The organism is Allorhizobium sp. Av2, assembly GCF_021462805.2.
Taxonomy (GTDB): domain Bacteria; phylum Pseudomonadota; class Alphaproteobacteria; order Rhizobiales; family Rhizobiaceae; genus Allorhizobium; species Allorhizobium vitis_G.
On sequence record NZ_CP192696.1, the window covers coordinates 321,516 to 340,188 of the forward strand.

At 56.6% G+C, this 18,673-nt stretch carries 15 protein-coding genes; 12 read left to right on the forward strand and 3 right to left on the reverse strand.

Annotated features, from left to right (window positions below):
* Positions 1-13: 13 nt before the first annotated feature.
* The 5 genes from FS819_RS01555 (at position 14) to folD (ending at position 3,913) form a co-directional block, all read left to right on the forward strand.
* Entirely contained in the window at positions 14-613 is a 600-nt protein-coding gene (locus tag FS819_RS01555; protein WP_234624757.1) for a rod-binding protein, read from the forward strand.
* A 173-nt stretch (positions 614-786) separates the two neighbouring features.
* Positions 787-1,152 carry a hypothetical protein gene (locus FS819_RS01560; RefSeq protein ID WP_070163567.1) on the forward strand — a complete coding sequence of 122 codons (366 nt, stop codon included), beginning with the start codon at positions 787-789 and terminating at the stop codon, positions 1,150-1,152.
* Positions 1,152-1,682, forward strand: a complete 531-nt coding sequence (locus FS819_RS01565; RefSeq protein ID WP_156548621.1) for a hypothetical protein — start codon at positions 1,152-1,154, stop codon at positions 1,680-1,682. The genes FS819_RS01560 and FS819_RS01565 overlap by 1 nt, the downstream gene beginning before the upstream one ends.
* Before the next feature lie 257 nt (positions 1,683-1,939).
* Positions 1,940-2,869, forward strand: coding sequence for a WecB/TagA/CpsF family glycosyltransferase (locus FS819_RS01570; RefSeq protein ID WP_234624758.1), 930 nt, complete (start codon positions 1,940-1,942; stop codon positions 2,867-2,869).
* 144 nt (positions 2,870-3,013) lie between these two features.
* Positions 3,014-3,913, forward strand: coding sequence for a bifunctional methylenetetrahydrofolate dehydrogenase/methenyltetrahydrofolate cyclohydrolase FolD (gene folD, locus FS819_RS01575; protein WP_234624759.1), 900 nt, complete (start codon positions 3,014-3,016; stop codon positions 3,911-3,913).
* A gap of 1 nt (position 3,914) precedes the next feature.
* Here folD and FS819_RS01580 read toward each other — a convergent pair whose 3' ends face one another.
* Entirely contained in the window at positions 3,915-4,943 is a 1,029-nt protein-coding gene (locus FS819_RS01580) for a LacI family DNA-binding transcriptional regulator (RefSeq protein WP_234624760.1), read from the reverse strand.
* Between the two features lie 318 nt (positions 4,944-5,261).
* Here FS819_RS01580 and FS819_RS01585 point away from each other — a divergent pair, with 318 nt between their 5' ends.
* From FS819_RS01585 to FS819_RS01615, 7 genes are all read left to right on the forward strand, one after another.
* Positions 5,262-6,620 carry an ABC transporter substrate-binding protein gene (locus FS819_RS01585; RefSeq protein ID WP_234624761.1) on the forward strand — a complete coding sequence of 453 codons (1,359 nt, stop codon included), beginning with the start codon at positions 5,262-5,264 and terminating at the stop codon, positions 6,618-6,620.
* 86 nt (positions 6,621-6,706) lie between these two features.
* Positions 6,707-7,717 (forward strand): carbohydrate ABC transporter permease, encoded by a 1,011-nt coding sequence (locus FS819_RS01590; protein ID WP_234624762.1) that lies wholly within the window; start codon positions 6,707-6,709, stop codon positions 7,715-7,717.
* A 1-nt stretch (position 7,718) separates the two neighbouring features.
* A complete protein-coding gene (locus FS819_RS01595; protein WP_156548619.1) occupies positions 7,719-8,864 on the forward strand; it encodes a carbohydrate ABC transporter permease in 1,146 nt (381 codons plus the stop codon).
* Positions 8,865-8,940: 76 nt separating this feature from the next.
* On the forward strand, positions 8,941-10,593 hold the full coding sequence (gene bglA / locus FS819_RS01600) for a beta-galactosidase BglA (protein ID WP_070163574.1): 1,653 nt from the start codon (positions 8,941-8,943) through the stop codon (positions 10,591-10,593).
* Positions 10,594-10,670: 77 nt separating this feature from the next.
* Positions 10,671-11,759: an ABC transporter ATP-binding protein gene (locus FS819_RS01605; RefSeq protein ID WP_156629833.1), complete on the forward strand. Its 1,089-nt coding sequence runs from the start codon at positions 10,671-10,673 to the stop codon at positions 11,757-11,759.
* Between the two features lie 138 nt (positions 11,760-11,897).
* On the forward strand, positions 11,898-12,305 hold the full coding sequence (locus tag FS819_RS01610) for a hypothetical protein (protein WP_081343950.1): 408 nt from the start codon (positions 11,898-11,900) through the stop codon (positions 12,303-12,305).
* Positions 12,306-12,912: 607 nt separating this feature from the next.
* Positions 12,913-14,283, forward strand: a complete 1,371-nt coding sequence (locus FS819_RS01615; protein ID WP_156548615.1) for a tlde1 domain-containing protein — start codon at positions 12,913-12,915, stop codon at positions 14,281-14,283.
* Positions 14,284-14,343: 60 nt separating this feature from the next.
* On the opposite strand, the gene FS819_RS01620 is transcribed toward FS819_RS01615, so the two are convergent.
* On the reverse strand, positions 14,344-15,741 hold the full coding sequence (locus FS819_RS01620; RefSeq protein ID WP_234624763.1) for a 2-hydroxycarboxylate transporter family protein: 1,398 nt from the start codon (positions 15,739-15,741) through the stop codon (positions 14,344-14,346).
* 252 nt (positions 15,742-15,993) lie between these two features.
* Positions 15,994-18,216, reverse strand: a complete 2,223-nt coding sequence (locus FS819_RS01625) for a methyl-accepting chemotaxis protein (RefSeq protein ID WP_156548611.1) — start codon at positions 18,214-18,216, stop codon at positions 15,994-15,996.
* Positions 18,217-18,673: the final 457 nt, after the last annotated feature.

Below are 18,673 nucleotides of genomic sequence, written 5' to 3' on the forward strand. Positions count from 1 at the left end.
GGGAACGAACACCGTGGCTATTTCTCCTCCAAGCGATCTTGTTATGGATGTTGTGCGGGCGGCCGAACCGTCTGCCATGGCAGAGGCCCAGCAAAGGCTGCAATCGGCACGCGCCAGTGTGCAGGCCGCCAGCCTGAACGAAAAAAGCGCCGGCTTCGACGTGGCGATGAACACTTTGAACGACGGCGCTTCCACCAAGGCGGGGCTTGCCAATCGCGCCACCAATACGATCAAGGCGAGCGATATTCCCAAGCCTTACCGGCAATATGAAGGTATCGTGTTGCAGAATTTCATTTCCAACATGCTGCCCAAGGATAGTGAAGCTGTTTTTGGCAAGGGCAATGCTGGCGAAATCTGGAAAAGCATGATGGCCGAGCAGATCGGCAATACCATTTCCGAGCGTGGTGGCGTTGGCATTGCCAAGCAGATGTATGCCGATGAAATGGCAAAACTGCGCAACAAGGGCGCCCAGAACGCTACGACAGACCCTGCTCAGCAGAACATGGCGCAGATGCGGCTTGACGAGATCGAGCGCAAGTCACTCGGCCTTGCGGGTTCCGATGAGGCAACTGACACGGTAAAGGTGCCCTTCTCTGGCGCAGCCACAGTCTGATCTTTTCAGCGTAAGGCACGCAGTTTGTAGCGGTGCATGATTATCCCGCACGCCTGGGATGCCTGCCTTGCTATTGGGCTCATCCCACCAATATGCGCAGATTAAAAAGTGACACCAGCCCCGGCGCCACAGCGCAGGCGCTTGGCGGTCGGAATTCAAGGAACAGATTTTTCATGGAACATGTGTCCAACGACTACCGGATCAAGACCGTTCTCGGTCGTCTCGAAATGATTGTCGATAACGAAAATCATCGAATTGGCAAGGATCCGCAGTTTGATTTCAAGGTTTCGAACGCCCACAAAAGCCGCTGCCTCTATGAACTGACAATGTTGTTTCGCGATACCGATCCCAAGGAAATTGCCATCAATTATGTCGAGCAGATGCATGGGCTGAAGAAAAAGCTGGCCTTGAACGCAAGACGAGTCGAGGCACATCTGGATGCCGTGCGCGCGGTGGCCGATATTCTGCGCAGCGCTGTTCAGGATGCCGATAATGATGGTACCTATTCCCAGGAACAGTTTCTCTACAGAGAAAATTAATGGTCAAGATTGTCATTGCCGGCGTATGGGCCTGCATCGTCGCTCTCGTCGCCGTTTACTTTTCCATCCAGGTGGCCACCGCGCCACCACCGGTCGAAGAGGTCAAGGCACCGCCGACTGAAGTGGTGCGCGGAGAAGCCATCACTGTGCCATTTCTCGAGAATGGTAAGGTGAAAGGCTATTTCATTGGTCGGTTCTCCTTCATGGTCGACAAGGAAAAAGCTGGCGCCATGCAAATGCCGATGACGGCGCTGATGACGGACCAATTGTTTACCCTGCTGGTCGGCAACTCGATGGTTGATCTGTCAAAATCGACCAAGCTCGATGTTGACGGTTTCAAGCAGGCCATCAAGACCGGCATCAACAAACGCCTCGGCAGCGATGTCATCAATGACGTGCTGATCGAGCAGTTGGACTTCCTCGGCAAGGACGATATCCGCGAAGGTGGTGGCGGCAAGCCGAAGCTGCTGCCAGCGGTCAAGATCGTTGAGGGAGAGAAGGCCCCGGAAGGTGCGGCGCCTGCACATTGATACGAACGGCCATTGAAGATGGCAGTTGGTACTCCGGTTTCGAATATTTCAAGCCTTTGATGCATTTGAAATATTCGAAATCCTTTGAGGGTGAGGATGGGGTTCACATCTTCGCGCCTGCCTATGAGAGACATGGCTGGAGCGATCGCGGTAAACGAAGTATAAACGAAAAGCCTGTATTTCTAGCGGGCTACTTAAGTCGGATTTTATGCCTGCCTGTTATTCTGCGTATGGTTTCAATCTGGCTTGTCATGTTTATGAACACTGTTACCACGCGCAAAGCCCCTGTCGCAGATGCTGATGAACAGATCAGCACGGCGCGCCTTATTCATAGGGTTCGCCAGGATCTGGCCGGAGACTGGGGTCGCCTCCATCATGATGATGAGTTCCACCCGATGAACCTGATTTCAACCGCAGAGCAGATTGCCCCGAAAAAGATCCTGTTTGGCATGCCGATCTTCGATCTCTCCTGGATTTCCGGCCTCAGCCTGATCGCTCAATATGCGGCAACGCCTGGCGCACATGCGCAGGTCTCCTTCCTGAATGCCAACAATATCAACATCATGCTCAGGGATGCCGCCTATCGCGATGTCCTTAAAGGACATATCGTTCTGCCTGATGGGATCGGTATGGACCTTGCGGCGAGCATCATCGATGGCGAGCCCTTTGCGGCCAATCTGAACGGTACGGATTTCGTGCCTGCCCTGTTTACCTATATGGAAGAGCCGCGCCGTATCGGCCTGATCGGCGCAAAGCCCGGTGTGCTGGCGGGTGCTGTCGCCCGTTTCCGCAAACATGCGCCATGGCACGAATTCGTACCGGTGGCCGACGGCTTTTTCGACAATGAGGAGTTGCCGATCATTCTCGAACGGCTTGAGGACGCCAAGATCGACGTGCTGCTGGTCGGCATGGGCACTCCCTTGCAGGAAAAATGGATTGCCCAGCATATCAAGCCGGAGCATGCGCGTGTGGTGTTCGGCGTCGGCGCGCTGTTTGATTTTGTCTCGGGCACCATGCCACGCGCACCGCAATGGATGCGCAAAATCCGCTGTGAATGGCTCTACCGGTTGACACGGGAGCCGAGCCGGTTGTGGCGGCGCTATCTGATCGGTATTCCGGTCTTCCTCTTGCATGTGCTGCGCTTCAAGCTGTCGGCCCGCCGCGACAAGGCTTCTACCGAGCAATGATTGCGTTGATCGCGACCATGCCAAATTTTGATCCGAATTACTGGTTTTGCATTTTGAAAGCGGAGACGGGAATGGTAGCTACCATTCATTCTCCCATGAGCCGGTAAACCGGCTCCTATCGCTTTCAGCAAGAGGAAACCAGACGTGGCAACGGTGATTGACGGAAAGCAGGTTGCGGCTTCGGTAATCGAGGCCGTCAGGATCAGTTCCGAGGCATTCGAAAGAGACAGCGGCCAGAAGATCGGTCTTGCCGTGATCATCGTCGGCGATGATCCGGCCAGCCACGCCTATGTCGGTTCCAAGGGCCGGATGGCCAAGCAATGCGGCTTTAATTCGGTTCAGCATACCTTGCCGGAAGAGACCAGCCAGCAGCAATTGCTGGATCTGGTGGCAAGCCTTAATGCCGATCCCGCCATTCATGGCATCCTCGTGCAATTGCCGCTGCCCAGGCATTTCGACAGCGAGGCGGTCATCCAGTCCATCCTGCCGGAAAAGGACGTGGATGGTCTGCATGTCGTTAATGCCGGTAAGCTGGCGACCGGGGATCTCGAAACCGGGCTGATTTCCTGCACGCCCGCAGGTGCCATGTTGCTGGTGCGCCAGATCCACGGGGCTGATCTCTCCGGTCTGAATGCGCTGGTGATTGGTCGTTCCAACCTGTTCGGCAAGCCGATGGGCCAATTGCTGCTCAACGCCAATGCCACCGTGACCATGTCCCATTCCCGCAGCCGCGATTTGGCCTCCTTGGCCCGCCAGGCCGATATTCTGGTGGCAGCGGTCGGGCGGGCTGAAATGGTCAAGGCCGATTGGGTGAAAGAGGGCGCGACCGTGATCGACGTTGGCATCAACCGCGTCGCCGCCCCTGAAAAAGGCGAGGGCAAGACCAAACTGGTTGGCGATGTCGCCTTTACAGACTGCGCTCAAAAGGCGGGTGCCATCACCCCCGTTCCCGGCGGTGTTGGCCCGATGACCATCGCCATGCTGATGGCCAATACGGTGATTGCGGCCTATCGTGGCGCAGGCAAGCAGCCGCCGAAATTCTGAGTCATTTTCCAGGCGCCGGGCCAGTCGAGGCCCGGATGACCAGTTCAGCCTGCCAGATTTCCTGGAGGGGAGGCCCCGCCGGGGTCTGGGCTATGTCGGCGATCAGCCGTTGCGCCACCCGCCTTCCAGCATCTCTCAGCGACGAGCGCGTCGTGGTCAGCGGTACGCGGAAATGTTCCGGCTTTAGCAGCGGCAGATCGTCGTCATGGGCGACCAGCGAAATATCCTGACCCACAGTCAGCCCGGCATCGTTGATGGCCCGCACGGCGCCCAGTGCCAGAACCGTACTGGCACAGAGCACGGCGGTTGGACGTTCTGGCTGATGGAGCAGGGCGCTCATCTGCCGGTAGCCCCATTCGTCGGTCATCAGCGTATGGCTGATTGCCTCTGGCGGCAGGGCAAGGCCTGCGCCTGCAAGCGCCTTTTTTGTGCCTTGCAATCGGCGCAAGGCGAAATCGAGGTCTGCCGGACCGTTCAAAAGCGCAAAACGGCGATGGCCAAGCCCGATCAGCAGCTCCGTCGCCTGCCGGAAAGCACCTTCATTGTCGATATCAAGATAGGGATAGTCTTCCGGTATGCCCTGCGAGCGGCCATGGATGATGAAAGGCACCGAAAGTGATTTCGCCATGGCAATGCGGGGGTCACTGGCCCTGAGATAGGCGAGATAGAACGCATCCACGGCGCCGCTGCCGACAAGGCCACGAATGGCCTGCTCTTCCGCCTGGGGATGGGCCGGAATGATGACGAAGTGAAATTCATGCTGAAGACAAGTTTCGGCCAGCCCGCTCTGGAATTCCGCGAAATGGATATCGGAGCTGTGATCCGGGGAAATCGGCATGACCAGTCCGAGCGACCCGGCCTTGCCGGTCGCCAGCCGCAGGGCTGCGCGGTTAGGCCGATAGCCGGTCTCGGCGGCGGCCTTGGCAACGCGCTGGCGGGTCTCTTCGTTGACCTCCGGATAGCCGTTCAATGCCCGGCTGATCGTTGTCTGCGACAGGCCGAGCATCTGCGACAATTGCTTCAAATTCACGAGGTTTATTTCTCCCTTTCCCTGGGTCTCCCGCGCCCAAAGCGCTTGCAAATTAGCAGGAGAGGCAGGTGCTGCAAATCGAAAATCTATTTTTAAACCCCATCCCTTTCCCAAACCGGTCGCTGCTCCATTTTTAACGAGACAGAATGGTTTGGTGTTTTTGAAAAGGCTTGACTCTGCAACAAGCAATGGAGATGTTTGCCCACCAAAGCGCTTTGGAAGCTGGATAATGGTGATGGCAGGATCACCCCCGCTTGGGAAACAGGCTCTTGGAAACAGGGATTGGGGAAACAGGCATTGGTTAAAGGGAGGACTTTCGTGAAAAAACATCTGCTTATGGGGATTGCCGCTTTATGCCTGGTTGCAGGCGGCGCAAACAGCGCCGAGCTGAAGTTCAAGCCGGGCGAAGATGCAAGGTTCAACTGGAAGAGCTATGAGGAATTTTCCAAGTCTCACCAGTTAAAGGGCCAGACCATTACGATTTTTGGCCCCTGGCGTGGCGAAGACCAGGCGCTGTTTGAAAGCGTGCTCGAATATTTCCGCCAGGCCACCGGCGCCGACGTCAAATATTCCTCCTCGGAAAATTACGAGCAGCAGATCGTCATCGACACCCAGGCGGGCAGCCCGCCCAATGTCGCCATTCTTGCCCAGCCAGGTCTGGTCGCCGATCTCGCCTCCAAGGGTGCTTTGACGCCGTTGGGTGAGGAGAATGGGCCGTGGCTGAAGGACAATTTCTCCGCAGGCCAGTCCTGGGTCGATCTTGCCACCTTCAAGGGCAAGGACGGTAAGCCGCAGATTTATGGCTTCCCCTACAAGATCGATATCAAGTCACTAATCTGGTATGTGCCTGAGAATTTCGAGGATGCGGGCTATGACGTACCCAAGTCGATGGAAGAACTGAAGGCACTGACCGAAAAGATCGCGGCCGATGGCGGCACCCCCTGGTGCATCGGGCTCGGTTCCGGCGGTGCGACCGGCTGGCCTGCGACCGACTGGGTCGAAGACATGATGTTGCGGCTCTATCCGGCTGACGTCTATGATAAGTGGGTGAAGAACGAGATCAAGTTCGACGACCCGCAAGTGGTCAAGGCCATTGAGGATTATGGCTGGTTCTCGCGCAATCCGAAATTCGTCGATGGCGGCGCGGCGGGCGTGGCCTCCACCGATTTCCGCGATAGCCCGAAGGGTCTGTTTACCTCCCCGCCGAAATGCTACCTGCATCATCAGGCCTCCTTCATTCCGTCCTTCTTCCCGCAAGGCACGGTCGTTGGCCAAGACGTCGACTTCTTCCCGACCCCGAATTATGCCAGCAAGCCGGAACTCGGCAATCCGGTAGAGGGTGCTGGCACCCTGGCGATGATCACCAAGGATTCGCCCGGTGCGCGCGCCTTTATCGACTTCATCAAGACCCCGATCGCCCATGAGATCTGGATGGCGCAGTCCGGCTTCCTGACCGCCTTCAAGGCGGCCAATCAGGATACCTATGCCAACGACCCCTTGAAGAAACAGGGCAAGATCCTGCTGGATGCCACCACGTTCCGGTTTGATGGTTCCGACCTGATGCCGGGCAAGATCGGTGCGGGCGCTTTCTGGACCGCGATGGTCGATTATGCCGGTGGAAAATCTGCCGACGAAGTCGCCAAAGGCATCCAGAAATCCTGGGACGGCCTGAAATAACACCGCAATAGCGCGAGGTATCGCAGCCTGAAACTGCTGCGATATCTGGTGTCCATATCGATCAGACGGGTTGGGAGGCCGGGTCCGTGGAACAGCTTTTATACGCATTGATCACCATCGTTATCGGCGTAGGTGCGGCGCTGGCCTATTTCTTCGGGTCGAACTTCATTCTCGACCGGCTGTTTCCCGCCAATATCCCGGATCTTTCCCGCGCCTCCCGCAATCTGCGGATCGCAGGCCAGATCCGGCCCTGGCTGTTTCTCGGCCCGGCGCTGCTGTCGCTCGGCGTCTATCTGGTCTATCCGCTGTTTTCGTCGATTGCCTATTCGGTCTATGACCGTTCCGGGACCCAGTTTGTCGGTCTCGACAATTACCGCTGGATGATTTTCGATCGCGAATTCCGGGAATCGATCTTCAACAATATCCTCTGGTTGATCGTGGTGCCGACCGGCGCCACCCTGTTCGGTCTGGTGATCGCCGCGCTCACCGACCGGATCTGGTGGGGCAATATCGCCAAGTCGCTGATTTTCATGCCGATGGCGATTTCTTTTGTCGGCGCCTCGGTGATCTGGAAATTCGTCTATGATTACCGCGACGCCAATGCCGAGCAGATCGGCCTTCTCAACGCCATTGTCGTCTGGTTCGGCGGCACACCGCAGGTTTGGATTTCCCTGCCGTTCTGGAACAATTTCTTCCTGATGGTCATCCTGATCTGGATTCAGACCGGTTTTGCCATGGTGCTGCTGTCGGCTGCCCTGCGCGGTATTCCCGAAGAAACCATCGAGGCTGCGGTGATTGATGGCGCCAATCCCTGGCAGATCTTCATGAAGATCAAGGTGCCGCAGATCTGGGGTACGATTGCCGTTGTCTGGACGACGATCACCATCCTGGTGCTGAAGGTTTTCGATATCGTGCTGGCCATGACCAATGGCCAATGGCAGAGCCAGGTTCTCGCCAACCTGATGTTTGACTGGATGTTCCGAGGTGGCGGGGATTTCGGCCGGGGTGCTGCGATTGCCGTTGTCATCATGCTGATGGTGGTGCCGATCATGATCTGGAATATCCGCAATGCACGCCGGGAAATGGGAGGCCATTGAGATGCGCACACGGGTTCTCTCTCCACTGAATATTGCGGTTCATACGACGGTTCTGCTGCTGGTGCTGGTCTGGACCATCCCAACCATTGGCCTGCTGGTGACGTCCCTGCGCGACAAGAACCAGATCGTCGCCTCCGGCTGGTGGACGGCGCTGACCAGTTCCAGCCAGAAAGGCATTTTTCGCGCCCCCGGTGGCGAAGCGCAGCGCCAGGAGGGCGCAGCTTACGTAATATCCGGCAATGTGCTGGAGGGCGGGTCCGGCACGGTCAGTGCATTCGGAACATCCAGCCTGAAGCCGGAGGAATTCGAAGCCGGTGCGACAGCCCAGCTCAAGGACGGCCAAACGTTGACGGTGGCCGCAGACGGTACCTTCAAGCTGACCTCGAATGCATCTTTCGAGGGATCGCGTGGCCAGCGTATTTTCTTCACGGCCGAGCAGCCGCCGCGTTTCAGCCTCGACAACTATCGCACGGTGTTGAATGCCGAGGGCATTGGCAAATCTTTCATCAATTCGCTGACGGTTGCCGTTCCCGCTACCATTATTCCCATTCTTGTGGCCGCCTTTGCCGCCTATGCGCTGGCCTGGATGCCCTTTCCGGGCCGCTCTCTCTTGCTTGCGGGCATTGTTGGCCTGCTGGTTGTGCCGCTGCAAATGTCGCTGATCCCGCTTCTGCGGATCTATAATGATGTCGGGGCGTTTTTCGGGGTGCCGTCCAAGACCTATCTTGGCATTTGGCTGGCACATATGGGTTTTGGCCTGCCACTCGCCATCTATCTCTTGCGCAATTACATCGCCGGATTGCCGCGTGAAATCATGGAATCGGCAAGGGTGGACGGCGCCAGCGATTTCGAGATCTTCATCAAGATCGTCCTGCCGCTGTCCTATCCGGCGCTGGCGTCCTTCGCGATCTTCCAGTTTCTGTGGACCTGGAACGACCTGCTGGTCGCCATGGTGTTTCTGGGGACCGGCAATGACGAACTAGTCCTGACCGGCCGCCTCGTCAACCTGCTCGGTTCGCGCGGCGCTAATTGGGAAATTCTCACGGCCTCTGCCTTCATCACCATTATCGTGCCGCTTTTGGTGTTTTTCGTACTGCAACGCTATCTGGTGCGCGGTCTGCTGGCCGGGTCCGTCAAGGGTGGCTGATCGCGTTTTCGACGGCTTGTTTTCCCTCCCTCCCTAAATCCCCAACAGGCCAAAATTTCCAAGAGGACAGACATTCATGACTGCTGCTTCCGATAGTGTCGCAATGCCGGACAAGGACTGGTGGCGCGGCGCGGTCATCTATCAGATTTATCCCCGCTCTTTCCAGGATTCCAACGGCGATGGTATTGGCGATCTAAAAGGCATCACCGCCCGCCTGCCACATGTGGCAGGCCTCGGTGCCGATGCGATCTGGATTTCGCCGTTCTTCACCTCGCCGATGAAGGACTTTGGTTATGACGTGTCCAATTACGTCGATGTCGATCCAATGTTCGGGACGCTCAACGATTTCGACGCGCTGATTTCCGAAGCCCATCGCCTCGGCATCAAGGTGATGATCGACCTCGTGATCTCCCACACGTCAGACCAGCATGCATGGTTCGTCGAAAGCCGTTCCAGCCGCATCAATGCCAGGTCCGACTGGTATGTCTGGTCCGATCCCAAGCCGGATGGCACGCCGCCGAACAATTGGCTGTCGATTTTCGGCGGGTCTGCCTGGCAATGGGACCCGAGCCGGATGCAGTATTACCTGCACAACTTCCTGACCTCGCAGCCCGATCTCAACATGCATAATCCGCATGTGCAGGAGGCGGTGCTTGATGCTGTCCGGTTCTGGCTGAAGCGTGGCGTTGACGGGTTTCGTCTGGACACCATCAATTTCTACTTTCATGACCTAGCCTTGCGCGACAATCCGGCCTTGGACCCGGAGCGCCGCAATGCGGCGACGGCACCGGCGGTCAATCCCTATAATTTCCAGGAGCATATCTACGACAAGAACCAGGCGGAAAACCTGGAATTCCTCAAGCGCTTTCGCTCTGTCCTGGATGAGTTTCCAGCGATTGCCGCCGTTGGCGAAGTCGGAGACAGCCAATACGGGCTGCAAATTGCCGGGCAATACACGTCGGGCGGCGACAAGATGCAGATGTGCTATGCCTTCGAATTCCTCGCGCCCGATCCGGTCACACCGGCGCTGGTCGCCAATACCCAGAAGGCCTTCCAGGAAGCTGCGCCTGAGGGCTGGGCTTGCTGGGCGTTTTCCAACCATGATGTGGTGCGCCATGTCAGCCGCTGGGGCGCCAACGTTGCCGACCGTGCCGCCTTCGCCAAGCAGATGGCCGCATTGTTGATGACCCAGCGTGGCTCGGTCTGCATCTATCAGGGCGAGGAACTGGGGCTGACCGAAGCCGATATCTCCTTTGAGGACCTGCAGGACCCTTACGGCATCCAGTTCTGGCCGGAATTCAAGGGGCGCGACGGTTGCCGCACGCCGATGGTCTGGGATACGCTGGCCAAGCAGTCCGGTTTCAGCGCCGCCGACAAAACCTGGTTGCCGATTCCGGTCGAGCATAGCCTCAACGCCGTCCATGTCCAGGAGGGGCATGACGACAGCGTGCTGGAACACTATCGGCGTTTCCTGCATTTCCGCAGAACGCAGCCAGCGCTGATCAAGGGCGAGATCGCCTTCCATACGGTCACGGAGACTGCCCTCGTCTATTCCCGTAGCCTGGACGGCGAGACAGTCTTGTGCGGCTTCAATATGTCTGCCGAACCGGCTGAACTGTCTTTGCCGGATGGAAATTGGCAGGCTCTGGAGGGCCATGGTTTTGCCGGGAGTGTCGCAGGCGGCAAGATCAGCCTTCCGGCCTGGGGTGCCTGGTTCGGTCACGGTTAAACATTGAGACTAACAAACGGTCATCTGTCCGGCTCATGGCGAGCCGGGCAGATCCTAAAACGAGGAGGGGGAGGACAATGGCAAGCTTGGTCCTGAAAGACATCCGCAAGGCCTATGGACAGGTCAAGGTGCTGCACGGCATCGATCTTGAAATCGCCAAGGGCGAGTTCGTGGTGTTTGTCGGTCCGTCCGGCTGCGGCAAATCCACGCTTTTGCGGATGATTGCCGGACTGGAGGACATTACCAGCGGCGAGATGCGCATCGACGATCAGATCGTCAATGACGTGCCGCCCTCCAAGCGCGGCATCGCCATGGTCTTTCAGTCCTATGCGCTGTACCCGCATATGACCGTCTATGATAATATGGCCTTCGGCATGCGGATCGCCGGTGAAGACAAACAGGAAATCGAACGGTGGGTGCGCGCCGCCGCCGCCATCCTGCAATTGGAACCCTATCTTGATCGCTTGCCCAAGGCTTTGTCGGGCGGCCAGCGCCAGCGTGTGGCCATTGGCCGGGCGATCTGCCGAGATCCGAAAGTCTTTCTGTTCGACGAACCGCTCTCCAATCTCGATGCCGCTCTTCGTGTCGCAACCCGGATTGAAATAGCCCGTCTGCACGAGCAGATGTCCGATACAACGATGATTTATGTCACCCATGATCAGGTCGAGGCGATGACGCTGGCCGACCGGATTGTCGTGTTGTCGGCGGGCCGGATCGAACAGGTCGGCGCGCCGCTGGAGCTTTACGAGCGCCCCGCCAATCTGTTCGTTGCCCAGTTTATCGGTTCGCCCGCCATGAACATCCTGCCGGCCACCATCGTTGAGGCGGGGTCTGAAACGTGTATCGCGCTCAAGGATCGTTCAACCCTGTCGGTGCCGATTGCTGTGCCTACAGAAGATGCGGGCAAGGCGGCCAGTTTCGGGGTGCGGCCGGAAGATCTGACCATTGCCGCCGAAGGTCCGGCGCTGTTTGAAGGTACAGTTTCCCTGGTCGAGGCCCTGGGCGAGGTGACAATGCTCTATGTCGACGGCCCGGTCGAGGGGCAGCCGGTGGTGGTGAAACTCCCGGGCATTGCCAAGGTTGCCAGGGGCGAGCGGCTGCGCTTTGCGGCAGATAGTGAAAAGCTACATCTTTTTGATGCGCAGGGGCAAAGCTACAAGCGTTAATCGCGCTTGATTTCCCATGCATTAACTATGGTAAAAAAGGCAGGCTCGCCAAGGGGGCGGGCAAGCCGGTTTCTCCATTTTCTGTTAAGCTCGTTCCCCTAGCCTGTGTCCAGTGAGGGCGTGAATGGGGTAAGCGTTATGAGTACGGCAGCTGGTCAATCAAATTACCTGCGCAGGGAAGAGTCCTTCATGTATGACCGGGAAGGCCGGTTTCGCATGGAAGACACCATGAATTCCGGGCGCTTGGAATATACCGAGAAAGGCATGAGCCATATGGCGTCGCGCCGGTGTGACATCATCCGTATTTCTCAAAGCGGCGCGCTGATTTCCCTGCTGACGCAATTCAATCTTCCCAAGCAATTCTACCTGGACATTCCCGATGCCCGTATCAACAAGGTGGGCGGCCTGTTGATGAAGACCTTTTCCAACAATACCGCCGAGATTCGTTTCCTGAGGTTGTTGACGCAGAAGGAACTGGATCGAATTTTCGTGTTCAGCACCCATCCGGCCCATCGTGACCGGGTTTTGGATGTCCGCACCTGGTAATGACAGCAGGCGAGGCAATTTTGGCCAGTAAGCGCTTTGTACGGTAGCGTACCAAACTTTAAATATCAGAGACGTTGGCGGGGAGCATCAGCTCCCCGTTTTGCTGTTTGCCGGAGAGCTGCTTCGGGCAGTTGGATGGGATGTCCATTCCTTTTCTTATATCTCAACCGATTGATAATATTGAAGATCAGGAGCAGCATCCATATCGATGCGCTATGTGCCTTGACGTTCAGGTCCTAAGCCTCATCCGGGAGTTTGTGCAGTTCAGCCTTAAAGGCTCGCTCCTGCGCGCAGCGATAAAAATGCCGCAAGTCCGTGGTGTTTCCTCTCTCCGCACGAATATGAGACATTGCGATGATAAAAACCGGGTTTTGTAAACCCTTTGGTTACCAAGTTTCTTCATCCTTTAAAGACAGTCGGTGCTTGTTGCCGATGGACTGGGTCTTCTGGACCGGATCTTCAGGGCGATGGTCTCAGGCGCGGCAAGCATTTGAGACAGTTGCACTCTCTTGAAGGCGGGGATGCTTGGCTATCCTCCAGCCTTGGTAAAAAGTTGCGGCGTTGAGCCGCCAGCCGCTGACCGGCTGTTTGGGTACGAGTTGTGAGTATGGCGTTCGCGGTCGATTTCTTTCCCAGCACTGGCAGGTCTGGCACCGGAAGCTCAGGGCGTGCAAAATCCGTCCTGGTTCCCAGGCTGATGTCCGGCGCGGCGCTTGTCGGCGGTAGCCTTGCCGCCGGTCTTTGGGTCGCCGTGGCATTCGGCACTCTGCACGGTGTTGGGTTTTCACAGACCTCTGTCTCTGCTCCCTTTTCGAGAGATATGGCCGCGGAATTCCGCAACAGCCTGGTCTTGCCAAAGCCGCCTGTGGCGGCGGTAAGGCGGGACGAAGTCCGATCTGCCCAGGTGGTGAAGGAAAAGATGGCGCAGGTCCGCCACGAAATCGCGGCTCTGTCCACGCCGGTTTCCAGGCCGCTTGACCTCGCAGGACGCGCAATTCTCGAACAGGCGCTGGCCGTCTCCATCGCCGAGCGGGCATTGGCGCAACGCTGGAGCAGTGATACGGGCAGCCAGGTCGCCGAGGCCGCGCAGCCTGCCCAACCAACCGCGATGCCGCCGCAGCAGGTCGCAGAAGCGATTCTCAAGACAGCGCCGCCACTTGGTCAGCTAAACCAGACCTTGTCCGCGCAATTGCAGCCGGTCGCAACCGCCCTGGTCGCCGACCGCAGCCGCGATTCTGTCGCGCCTTCGCAGGCTGGACCCGTGACGATTGCCTCGAGTGAGCCACCCGCCGCCAAGCCGATGCAGGTGGCTATGCTGCCGGATGTGGTGCCAGCACCGATCAACCGACCGAAGAGCGACCCTTTCCGCGAAGTTCTGGTTGCGCCCAAGCCTGAGACCGACGCTGATACCGAAACCTCCGCCCGGCCACAGCCAAAGACCATTCCGCTAAAATCTGCACCGGAAAAAACCGCGCCGAAGACGGTGATGGCCTATGCCCGCTCGCAGGAGGTGATGGACGACGATGAAAGCCCGTCGATCTTCCGCAAGCGCGCCTCGTTGCCCGGTCGCGGCAGCGGTGTCGCCGTCTATGATATTTCCAGCGCTACGGTCTATATGCCGAATGGTGAAAAGCTGGTGGCCCATTCCGGCCGTGGCGAAAATCGCGATAATCCACGCTCCGTCCATATCAAGAACCGTGGTGCGACCCCGCCCAATGTCTATCGGCTGACCCTGCGTGAAAGCCTGTTCCATGGTGTCGAGGCCTTGCGGATGACGCCGGTTGGCGGCAACAATATGTATGGCCGTGATGGCTTCCTCACCCATACATTCCTGCTGCGGGTGCGCGGCGATTCCAGTGGCTGCGTGGTGTTCCAGGAATATCCGCGCTTCCTGGCCGCCTACAAGCGCGGCGACATCAAGACGCTGATCGTGGTTCCAACCGTGGCCGAACTGCCGAAATACATGGCAAAGCTGTAATACGAACAAAACCGCTAAAAATGATCACGCCGCGCTGGCACCATCGCGGCGTTTTCGCATTCAAGCCAGATGCTGGAAGGCCAGGATGGCGCAGGTGACCGTGATGGCACCGCCGATGCGGGTGGCGATCTGCGAAAACGGCATCAGGCTCATCCGGTTGGCGGCGGTCAGAATGGCGATATCGCCGGTGCCGCCCTGGCCGCTGTGACAGCCGACCACAACGGCGACATCGATGGGAAACATCTTGACGAGGCGGGCGGACAGAAATCCGGTGCCGATCAATGTCAGCACGGTGCTGACCACCGTGACCACCGTTTGCAGGGTAAAGGCGCTGATAAAGGATTGCCACGGCGTGTAGGAAATCCCCATGGCAAACAGCAGGGGCCAGGTCACGATGCGCGAGAAAAACGCGTAAACTTCTCGTCCGCCGTCTTCCAGGCTTGGCGAGACCAATTGACCCAGCTTGGCAATCACCACCAGAAACAGCATGGTGATCGGGGCTGGAAAATCCAGAAGCCGCTGGGCGAGAACACCCACCAGATAGAAGGTGATGATGGTGACGCCAGCCGTGGCAATCATCGCGCGGTCGACCGGTTGTTCACCCGGCTTTTTGCCGTTGATGTCGATATTCAGCAGGCCCGCCTGCAACCGGCCTTCGCCGGTGAGGTGAGGATAGCGTTTGCCGAGCACATTCAGCAGGCCGCAAATCACCACCGCTGTAAAACTGCCCAGCATGACGACGGGAATAATCTGCGCGAAAATCTCGTTCTGCGGCTGAGACAGAACGCCGGAATAGCCCATGGACAGCGGGATTGCGCCTTCGCCCAGGCCTCCTGCCATGATGGGCAGGACGACGAAAAACAGGCTATGCTCGACGGTCATCCCCATGATGACGCCGACCAGGGTACCAACCAGCATGGCAGTTATTGAGCTGATCGCCAAAGGCACGAAAATCTTGAAAAAACCGGCAATCAGCACGCTACGATCCATGCTGAGGATGCTGCCGACAATGATGGCGGCAATATACATATAGAGGAAATTGGAGCTCTTGACGAAACTGTCAATCGCTTCAGCGACCGGCGGCGGAATGATGCCGTAAAATACCATGGCAGACGGCACGACAAAACACAGGATCGCCGCTCCGCCCATCATGCCGAGCCATGGCAGCCAGCGACCCAGCTGCATGAAGAAGAAGCCACCAAACGACAGAATGGCAATCGACATGGTCAGGTCGGAGGGCACTTTGCCGGTGGCGGCGAAGGCTGCAATCAATACGAAGAGAAGAATATAAATTGGAACGGGAACGACGCCGATCTTCATATCGACGATCCGCCACCATTGTTCACGCCAGCCATTGGCCGGTCCTGGTTGAAGAGGTGTGTTATCCTGCAATCGTTCGTTTTTTTCACCGGTCTGTGACGGCCGTGAATTATGATCGCTATCTGAAATTGATGACACTATGAACTCCTGTCTACTGCATAACTCCTTCAGTCGAAATCGATTTAAGGAGGAAATTATGCAGAAAATTTAATGTGTTACAGCATCGTATCGTTGGGAAGGCGTGCGACCCTGTAACGTCTGGGGTCCGTTTTATAGGAGCTGGCACAAAGGTAAATTAAAAAAAACCGGAGGTGTGAAGGGCGTTTATTCCATTGGAATAGCCGGGGAGCGCTTGTCCCCCCGGCATATCCTCTGAAACATATCTCCTGATCAGGCGGCGCGCCGCATGCCCTGGTCGGCCTTGTGGACCCTGAACTGCGAGATCAGGTTGAGCAGGTTGACGGTTTCCTCGGCCAGTTTCGATGTGCTGGCAGCAGCTTCCTCGACCATGGCGGCGTTTTGCTGGGTCATCTGGTCCATCTGGTTGACGGCGGTATTGACCTCGCTGAGACCGGTCGATTGCTCGTTGGCAGCCGTGGCAATCGAGGTGACCTGGGTGGAAATGCCGATGACCTTTTGCTGGATTTCCTTCAGCGCTTCCCCGGTGCCGGTGACCAGCCTCACGCCTGTTTCCACTTCATTCGACGATTTGGTAATCAGCGCCTTGATGTCCTTGGCAGCGGTGGCCGACCGCTGCGCCAGTTCGCGGACTTCCTGCGCGACAACCGCAAAGCCCTTGCCGGCCTCGCCAGCGCGGGCAGCCTCAACCCCGGCGTTCAGGGCCAGAAGGTTGGTTTGGAAAGCAATCTCGTCAATCACATTGATGATCTGGGTGATTTCGTTGGAGGCTTGCTCGATACGGCTCATGGCGGCTGTCGCGTCCTGGACGACATTTGCGGATTGCTCGGCAAAATGACGGGCTTCAGAGACCATTTTGCTGGATTCCTGCGCCCGCTCGGTCGAGGTTTTGACCGCTACGGTGATTTCTTCCAGGGCCGACGAAGTCTCTTCCAGCGAGGCCGCCTGGGTCTCTGTCCGCCGAGACAGATCGTTGGAGGCCTGGCGGATTTCGTCGGCGCCGCCGTTGATGACATCTGCGGATTGGCGCACCTGTTCCATCAGCAGCCGCAGCTTGGTCATGGTGTCATTGACATTGGTTTGCAGTTCGGCAAACACACCTTGATATTTGCCGTTCATGGCTTCCGTCAGGTCGCCATTGGAAAGGGCGGACACGACGCGCCTGGTCTCTGCTATGCCCTTATCCACGGAGTCGACCAGCGTGTTGACGTTATGGGCAAAGGCGTCCAGATCCGGATTGTCGTAGTGCTTGGTAATGCGGCTGGTGAAATTACCGGCGACCGCTGCTGAGACGACTGTGGCAATATCGGATTGCAGATCGGCATTTTTCTGCTGCAAGGCAGCTTCCTGGGCGGCCAGCTGGCGAATTTTGATGGCATTCTGCTTGAAGACATTGACGGCCTTGGCCATCAGCCCAACCTCGTTATCGTATGCGAGGCCCGGAATATCGGTTTCCAGTTGGTTGTCGGCCAGCTTGCCCATGGCCGAGGTGATCGCAAAAATCGGGCGGCTGATGCTGCGGGCGATTATGAAAGCCAGCACGGAGGCGAGGATCAGGGCGAGTGCGGCGACAATAATGGCGGTGGTGATCGAATCGCGCATTGTCTCATCGATGCGAGGGCCGAGCGTGTCCTGCTCCTTCTTCAGGATCAGTTTCAAATCCTCGGTTTCCTTGCCCAGTTTTGGACCAACGACGTTCATGACATCGGTGATGACGGCATTGCGCTTGGTGATGACCGCCTGGGTCTTTTTCAAGTCACCGATATAGGTGTTGAGATCATCCAAACTGGCCTTGAACTGCTGGAGGCGGTCCGGGCTGGTAATGGCGGCGGTAACGGCGCTGCTGTTGGCCAATGCATCCTGGCCTGCCGCCAGCGCATTTTCAAAATCCTTGGTTTCGTTGTTCAACAGGTATTTTGCAGTGGCCAAGCGCATGACAAATGTCGAGGTTTGGAACACGCTGGCTTCATAGGCCGCCTCGGTGTTGCCAGTCCTGTCAAAATCAGCAAGAATGTCATTCATGGATTTCTGGAGCTTCGGCCCGATGACATCGAGGCTTTCATCTACAAGTTTGTCGCGTTCCGTTTGTGCGGCGACCACGGCTTTGAAGCCATTTTCATAATCTGAAACTGCGGTCGTAAACCCTGAAGTCGCAGTCTTTTCCACATCTGTGCGCGCCATGCCTGCGAGCGTGACGGCGCTCTCCTTGACGGTGGCCAGGCGCCTATCAAAAGCGGTAAGATTCTCGGCAGACTGGGTGGTTTGATATTTCGTGAAGGCCAGCCGGGCCTCCAGCATGTTTGCCTGCACGCGGCCCGCTTCATTGGTCAGCCGGGCAATACTGCGATAATCCGAGAAATCGGATTGATTGCCGGTGTTCGAGTACACCGACATCCCTGCAATTGTAATGAGTATGGCAATGATGATGCCAAAACCACCATAGATCTTGTGGTTGAGTTTCATATTGTCAAGCATGGCTCAGTGTCCTCGTTTGTTTCAAGAGCATTTTCCGTCATTTTGCACTGTAAATTAATAAAAACTAATGTAGAGAAAAAGAAATTAAATAATTGTGAAGCAGTCAGCCGTCGAGATTTATCGGCAAGTAAAACCGCTCGATAAATAGAAATACTGTCATTTTCGTCCCGGTCTGGAATATGGGATGAAATCGAATCTGGTAGTGTGACTGGAGAGTATTTGTATTTACTTATAATTATCTAATAAAAAAACTAAAAATTTATGAATAATGAAAACACAAAAATAAAATGTGAAGCTTAGAAAAGAATAGCTATTTTTATATTCAATTATCGATTGAAAACTAAAGTTGAGATAAAAATGATTTACGTATTAAAAACAATTTTAGAAGTCGGGCCGCGTGTTGCATATGCGAATAAATCTAGTATATTTTGAATATGAGATATTTAGTGTTTTCAAC